Genomic DNA, 6,864 nt, shown 5'->3' with positions numbered 1-6,864 from the left:
CGCGATAGCGGTGTGTCATTCAACGTTGATGTCGACTGACACGACGCAATCGCGAGCAGGCTCACTCCTACAGTTTCTGATTAGAGGTTGACCACATTGACGAACCGCGAAGCGGCGGTTTCGTCGATCTTGAGGCTGGTGAAGTCGAACAGGTTACGGTCCGCCAGTTGCGACGGTTGCACGTTCTGCAAGCTGCGGAAAATGCTTTCGGTGCGGCCCGGGGTCTTGCGTTCCCACTCTTGCAGCATGTCCTTGACCACCTGACGTTGCAGGTTTTCCTGGGAGCCGCAGAGGTTGCACGGGATGATCGGGAATTGCTTGAAGTCCGAGTAGGCCTGAATGTCTTTTTCGTTGCAGTAGGCCAGTGGCCGGATCACCACATTGCGGCCGTCGTCGGCGCGCAGCTTCGGCGGCATGGCCTTGAGCGAACCGTTGAAGAACATATTAAGGAAGAATGTCTCGACGATGTCGTCGCGGTGGTGACCGAGGGCCATTTTGGTCGCGCCGATTTCGTCGGCAAAGGTGTAGAGCGTGCCGCGACGCAGGCGCGAGCACAACGAGCAGGTGGTCTTGCCTTCCGGGATCAGCTCCTTGACCACCGAGTAAGTGTCTTTCTCGACAATGTGGTACTCGATGCCCAGCGTTTTCAGATAGGCCGGCAACACGTGTTCAGGGAAGCCTGGCTGTTTCTGGTCCATGTTCACGGCCACGATCTCGAACTTGATCGGAGCGACCTTCTGCAAGTGCAAGAGCACGTCGAGCATGGTGTAGCTGTCCTTGCCACCGGACAGGCAGACCATGACCTTGTCGCCGTCTTCAATCATGTTGAAATCGGCAACAGCCTCACCCGCCTGACGGCGAAGGCGCTTTTGCAGTTTGTTCTGGTTGACCGTGAGAGTGCCCATGACGCGAGATCCGTAAGGTGTGACGAAAGGCCGGCATTTTACGCAAAAACCCATCGTCGGCGAAGTGCCTGGCGACTGCACTTTATCTGAGCGGAGCATACCCCTGTGGCGAGGGAGCTTGCTCCCGCTGGGTCGCGCAGCGGCCCCAAAACCATCCTGCACCATTGGGTCAGTCAAACCCCGTTGGCCGTTTTTGCGACGGCTGCGCAGCCGAACGGGAGCAAGTTCCCTCGCCACATAGGTCGCGCAAGACCCTACGGCGATTAACAACAGGGTTTACAGCGCAATTTGCTCTAACGCCCCACAACCTGCGCCGTGAAGACCTTTCTATACTGCGACATAAGGTCGCATACATATCCAGACCTTTTACTTACTTGGCCACTTTGGCCTGTAGGCGCTCCACTGGGGGGCGACGGTAAAAACAAGAGGAGTGACTGGCATGATCCATCACGTAGTGGGGCTCTTCACCCACCCCGACCAGGAATGGAAAGAAATCCGTGGCGACCAAGAGGAAAGCATCAGCCACATGTACCTGACTCACACGCTGATTCTGGCGGCAATTCCCGCTGTGTCGGCGTTTATCGGCACCACTCAGGTTGGCTGGGTCATCGGCAATCGAGCGCCGGTCATGTTGACCCAGGAAAGCGCGCTATGGATGACGATCATGTCGTACCTGGCGATGCTCGGCGGCGTCGCGGTCATGGGCGCATTCATCCACTGGATGGCCCGTACCTATGACGCCAATCCAAGCCTGGCACGCTGCGTTGCATTTGCGACCTATACCGCGACCCCGCTGTTCATCGGCGGTCTGGCGGCGCTGTACCCACATATGTGGCTGGGGATGATCGTCGGAACGGCGGCCATCTGCTACACGGTGTACTTGCTGTATGTGGGGCTACCCACTTTCATGAACATTCCATCAGACGAGGGCTTCCTGTTTTCCAGTTCGGTACTTGCCGTAGGCCTGGTGGTGCTGGTCGCCATTATGGCGTTTACAGTGATTGTCTGGGGACTCGGCGTGGGGCCGGTCTACACCAATTAGCAACTCACCACCCAAAAACAAGATCTGCCAACACAGGCCGCCGTAAGGCGGCCTTCTAATGTGTGAGGGGTAACGACCATTCGGCGCCTCGGCGATTCGCAAGGCCCCGGGGTTGCGGCATACTCGACGTCTCTGGAGATCCATCAAGCATGCCCGAGCAACTCAATACCCGCGTCGAAGACTGTTATCAGCTGGCCGAATCCTTTTTCAAACGAACTTTCAAACGCCCCGTGGTGAGCCTCAAGCTGCGCGGTCAAAAAGCCGGTGTCGCGCATTTGCACGAGAACCTGCTGCGCTTCAATCCGCAGCTGTACCGGGAAAACACTGAAGACTTTCTCAAGCAGACCGTGGCCCACGAAGTCGCGCACCTGATCGCCCATCAACTGTTCGGCGACCGCATTCAGCCGCACGGTGAAGAGTGGCAATTGATCATGCGTGGCGTGTACGAACTGCCGCCCAATCGCTGCCACACCTACGACGTCAAACGCCGCAGCGTGACGCGCTACATCTACAAATGCCCGTGCGTCGACAGCGATTTCCCGTTTTCGGCCCAGCGCCATGGCCTGGTACGGCAAGGGCGGCGGTATTTGTGCCGGCGGTGCCGCAGCACGTTGGTGTTCAGTGGGGAGATGCGGGTCGAGTAGTCAGATTTGTGGTGGCGGTGCCGGACTCATCGCGAGCAGGCTCGCTCCCACAGGTATTGATTTCGAGCACAAGCTTTGTGAACGACACAGATCCTGTGGGAGCGAGGCTTGCCCGCGAAGAGGCCGGTACAGACGCTAGAGAATCACCTTGGCACGGCGCAATTCTGCAATCCGCTCAGCACTCATCCCCAACTCCCCCAACACCTGATCCGTATGCTGTCCCAACACCGCGCCGATATGCCGCGGCGCCGGCAACCCCTCGGAAAACTTCAAAGGACACGCCATCTGCGCCTGAGTCGAACCGTCCCCCCGCGGCACCTGCGTCACCAACTCCCGCGCCTGCAACTGCGGATGCTGCACCGCCTCAGCCAAATTCAGCACCGGCTCGACACACGCATCGACCCCGGCAAACAACTCGCACAGTTGCGCAAAGTCATGTTTCTCGAATTCGGCTTTCAACTCATTCTTCAGTGCCTGTTGCTCGGCGGGTTTGGGCGACAGGCCCTTGGCCGCCAGCTCCGGCCGCCCCAGCGCGCTGCACAGTTGCTGCATGAAGGCCGGTTCCAGACTGCCCACCGATAACCAGCGCCCGTCCCGCGAACGGTAGTAGTCGTAGAAGCTGCCGCCATTGAGCATCTGATCCTCCCTGCCCGGCTCCACACCACAGGCCAGGTACCCGGCGCCGGCCATGGCGTTCAGGCTGAAGGCGCAGTCGGTCATGCTCACATCCAGATGCTGCCCCACCCCGCTGTGCTGGCGAGCGATCACCGCCGCCAGCAACCCGATCACTCCGTGCAACGAGCCGCCGGCGACATCTGCCACCTGCATGCCCAATGGCAACGGCCCGCTCTCGGTGCGGCCGGTGTAGCTCGCCAGCCCTGCCAGCGCCAGGTAGTTGATGTCGTGACCGGCGCGGTCCTTGTAGGGGCCGCTCTGGCCATAACCGGTAATCGACACGTAAATCAGCCGCGGATTGATCGCCTTCAAGGCTTCATAGCCCAGGCCCAGGCGTTCCATCACACCGGGGCGGAACTGTTCCAGCACGATGTCGTGGTCCGCCAGCAATTGCTTGATCACCTCCAGCGCCTCGGGCTGCTTGAGGTCCAGCGCCAGGCTGCGCTTGTTGCGATTGAGGTAGGCGTGGCTGGCCGACACCCCGTGATCGTGCGGCGGCAACACCCGGAGCAAATCCATACGGGTCGGCGATTCGATGCGCAGGACTTGCGCGCCCATGTCCGCCAGCAACAACGAGGCAAACGGCCCCGGCAGCAGCGTCGAGAAATCCAGAACTTTGAGTGACGCCAGTGGACCGGGCATGAGCGACCTCCGTGAACGATGCCTTCAGCCTAGGCAGGCAAACGCATTGCAGCAATCACCTGAAGTGTCAGCAGCTGTGACCGTTGCGCTCAAATCCCGGGCAAGAAAAAACCCGCCGAAGCGGGTTTTTCAGTGCAGCCAGTCTTACTTGACGTTGCTAGGGGTTGGGCCTTCGGCCACGCCCAGGTCGTCTTCTTCACGGGTGTCGGAGATACCGCGACCACCGGAAGCCAGCTCGACTTGCAGCTTGTCTTCGTCCAGCTCTTTCACCCACTTGGCCACGACCAGGGTCGCAACCGCGTTACCGACCAGGTTGGTCAGCGCACGGGCTTCGGACATGAAACGGTCGATACCCAGGATCAGCGCCAGGCCGGCAACCGGCAGGTGGCCAACGGCCGACAGGGTTGCCGCCAGCACAATGAAACCACTGCCGGTCACGCCTGCAGCGCCTTTGGAGGACAACAGCAACACCAGCAACAGGGTGATCTGGTGGGTGATGTCCATGTGGGTGTCGGTCGCCTGAGCGATGAACACAGCGGCCATGGTCAGGTAGATCGACGTACCGTCGAGGTTGAACGAGTAGCCGGTCGGGATTACGAGGCCGACAACGGACTTCTGTGCACCCAGGCGTTCCATTTTGATCAGCATGCGCGGCAGAGCGGATTCCGAAGAGGAAGTGCCCAGTACGATCAGCAGTTCTTCACGGATGTAGCGAATCAATTTGATTACGCTGAAGCCGTGCGCGCGGCAGATGCCGCCCAGTACCACGAGCACAAACAGGATGCAGGTGATATAGAAGCAGATCATCAGCTGACCGAGTTGCACCAGCGAGCCAACACCGTAGGCACCGATGGTGAAGGCCATCGCACCGAACGCGCCGACTGGAGCGAGCTTCATGATCATGTTGATGATGTTGAACATCACGTGGGCAAAGCGATCGATGAAGTCCAGAACCGGCTTGCCGTAGGCACCCAGGCGATGCAGGGCGAAACCGAAGATCACCGAGAACATCAGCACTTGCAGGATGTCGCCGTTGGCGAAGGCGCCGACGATGGTGTTCGGGATCACATTGAGGATAAAGGCAACGATGCTCTGGTCTTTACCGGCCGAGATGAAGCCAGCGATTTTGCTGGTGTCCAGAGTGGTCACATCGATGTGCATGCCGGCGCCCGGTTGCACGACGTTGACCACGACCAGACCGATCAGCAAGGCAATGGTGGAGACGATTTCGAAGTACAGCAGCGCATAGCCACCGGTCTTGCCGACCGACTTCATGTTCTGCATGCCGGCGATACCGCTGACGACCGTACAGAAGATGATTGGCGCGATGACCATTTTGATCAGTTTGATGAACCCGTCACCCAGTGGCTTGAGGGCCACACCGGTCTGCGGATAGAAGTGACCGAGCAGGATGCCGATGGCGATAGCAACGATCACCTGGAAGTACAGGGATTTATACAGTGGCTGACGAGTCGTCATTGCAAAGTTCCTCAAGAGTGCCCCGTGACAACATCCGTCTGTTGCCCAAGACACTTCAATTGCGAACCCTCCTGCACTGGAGGGATTTGTTTTGTCGAGCTGCGCAACGGCAGGCATCTGCTTGTTGTATCGCAAGGCCCGTGCCACCTTTAAAAAAATGCCTGCATGCCTTTTGACATCAAGGGTTACAGGTCCAGCCTTGCCACTGACGGGTTACCACAATGTGGCGGATTTCCGCCCATCGACCAGGTCTCGTCCTACAATTTGGCGGATATCCGCCTGTTCATAACGAGGGTCGACAGCTACCATCCGTCGTTCATTGGGTCGGACCTGCCTGCCATGCGTGAACGCACCATCGCCAGTCATTTCGCCCGTGCCGCATTAGGTGGCGCGCGTCGGTTGGGTTATGACTATTCAAATCTGCTGCAACAACTCGGCATCAGCCCCGAGTTGCTGGATGAGCCACGGGCGCGAATTGCGCCGGAGCAGTTCACGCGATTGATCCAGGCGTTGTGGCTGGCCCTCGACGACGAATACCTCGGTTTCGGGCCGACGCCCAGTAAAACCGGGACCTTCGCAATGATGTGCCACGCCGTGATTCACTGCCGCAACCTCGATAAGGCGCTGCATCGCGGTTTATTGTTTTACAGCCTATTCCCTGACGGTCCGCGCCTGACCCTGACCCGCGAAGACGAATGGGTCCGCCTGAGCCTCGACGATTCGAAGTTCCAGGACCCTGATCATTTCCTCACCGAAAGCCAACTGATGGTGTGGCACCGTCTTGGCAGTTGGCTGATCGGCCAGCGCATTCGGCTGGAGCAGGCGACGTTCAGTTATCCAAAGCCCGAACACGGCGCCGAATACGATTTGCTGTTCCCCTGCCCCATGGAGTTTTCCACGGAGCAGAGCAGTTTGCTGTTTCACAGCCGCTACCTGCACATGCCGTTGTTGCAGGACGAACGCACGCTCAAGCATTTCCTCCAACATTCTCCCGCCGACCTGCTCTCGCGCCCGGATGACGGCGACAGTCTGAGCAGCCAGTTGCGCCGCTTGCTCAGCCGCGACAGTGCACGCTGGCCGGACCTGGAAGAGGTGGCTGCGCACCTGCACATCAGCCCGCAGACGTTGCGTCGGCACTTGCGCGAAGAAGGGTCGAGTTTTCAGGAATTGAAGGATCAGTTGCGCCGGGACATTGCGATTTATCACTTGGGGCGAGCAGATCTGTCGTTACAGCAGATTGCCGAGCAATTGGGGTTTTCCGAGCCTTCGGCGTTTCATCGGGCGTTCAAAAAATGGACCGGGTTGACGCCGGGCGCCTATCGCGCGCAAGAGAACTGAATCTGCGTTGAATTGACTGGCCTCATCGCGAGCAGGCTCGCTCCTACAGGTGATCGGTGTGAACGCAAATGATGCATTCACTGAAGATCTCCTGTGGAAGCGCGCCGGGGCGCGGTGTACCCAGTCCCCGGGGAACAGG

Annotated in this window: 6 protein-coding genes; 3 read left to right on the top strand and 3 right to left on the bottom strand. The window is 59.0% G+C overall.

Going from position 1 to position 6,864, the window contains the following annotated elements; translation table 11 throughout:
* Nucleotides 1–80: 80 nt before the first annotated feature.
* Nucleotides 81–905 (bottom strand): tRNA 2-thiocytidine(32) synthetase TtcA, encoded by an 825-nt coding sequence (ttcA, locus tag QMX98_RS30820; protein ID WP_010457122.1) that lies wholly within the window; start codon nucleotides 903–905, stop codon nucleotides 81–83.
* Nucleotides 906–1,344: 439 nt separating this feature from the next.
* Here ttcA and QMX98_RS30815 point away from each other — a divergent pair, with 439 nt between their 5' ends.
* Nucleotides 1,345–1,947 (top strand): Yip1 family protein, encoded by a 603-nt coding sequence (locus QMX98_RS30815; protein WP_010457124.1) that lies wholly within the window; start codon nucleotides 1,345–1,347, stop codon nucleotides 1,945–1,947.
* 149 nt (nucleotides 1,948–2,096) lie between these two features.
* Complete coding sequence (locus tag QMX98_RS30810) at nucleotides 2,097–2,591, top strand: SprT family zinc-dependent metalloprotease (protein WP_010457127.1); 495 nt, start codon at nucleotides 2,097–2,099, stop codon at nucleotides 2,589–2,591.
* Between the two features lie 135 nt (nucleotides 2,592–2,726).
* Here the strand turns inward: QMX98_RS30810 and QMX98_RS30805 are convergent, their stop codons facing one another.
* Together QMX98_RS30805 and QMX98_RS30800 are read right to left on the bottom strand one after the other, a co-directional pair.
* Entirely contained in the window at nucleotides 2,727–3,908 is a 1,182-nt protein-coding gene (locus QMX98_RS30805) for a CaiB/BaiF CoA-transferase family protein (RefSeq protein WP_200666822.1), read from the bottom strand.
* Nucleotides 3,909–4,052: 144 nt separating this feature from the next.
* The gene (locus QMX98_RS30800; RefSeq protein WP_010457131.1) at nucleotides 4,053–5,387 is read right to left on the bottom strand and encodes a dicarboxylate/amino acid:cation symporter; all 1,335 of its coding nucleotides are present in this window, start codon (nucleotides 5,385–5,387) and stop codon (nucleotides 4,053–4,055) included.
* A gap of 339 nt (nucleotides 5,388–5,726) precedes the next feature.
* On the opposite strand from QMX98_RS30800, the gene QMX98_RS30795 reads away from it, so the two are divergent.
* A complete protein-coding gene (locus tag QMX98_RS30795) occupies nucleotides 5,727–6,725 on the top strand; it encodes an AraC family transcriptional regulator (protein WP_282411882.1) in 999 nt (332 codons plus the stop codon).
* Nucleotides 6,726–6,864 lie beyond the last annotated feature (139 nt).

The organism is Pseudomonas sp. PS02303 (assembly GCF_029959925.1).
Classification (GTDB): Bacteria; Pseudomonadota; Gammaproteobacteria; order Pseudomonadales; family Pseudomonadaceae; genus Aquipseudomonas; species Aquipseudomonas mandelii.
This window is presented reverse-complemented; position numbering and strand designations above follow the sequence as displayed.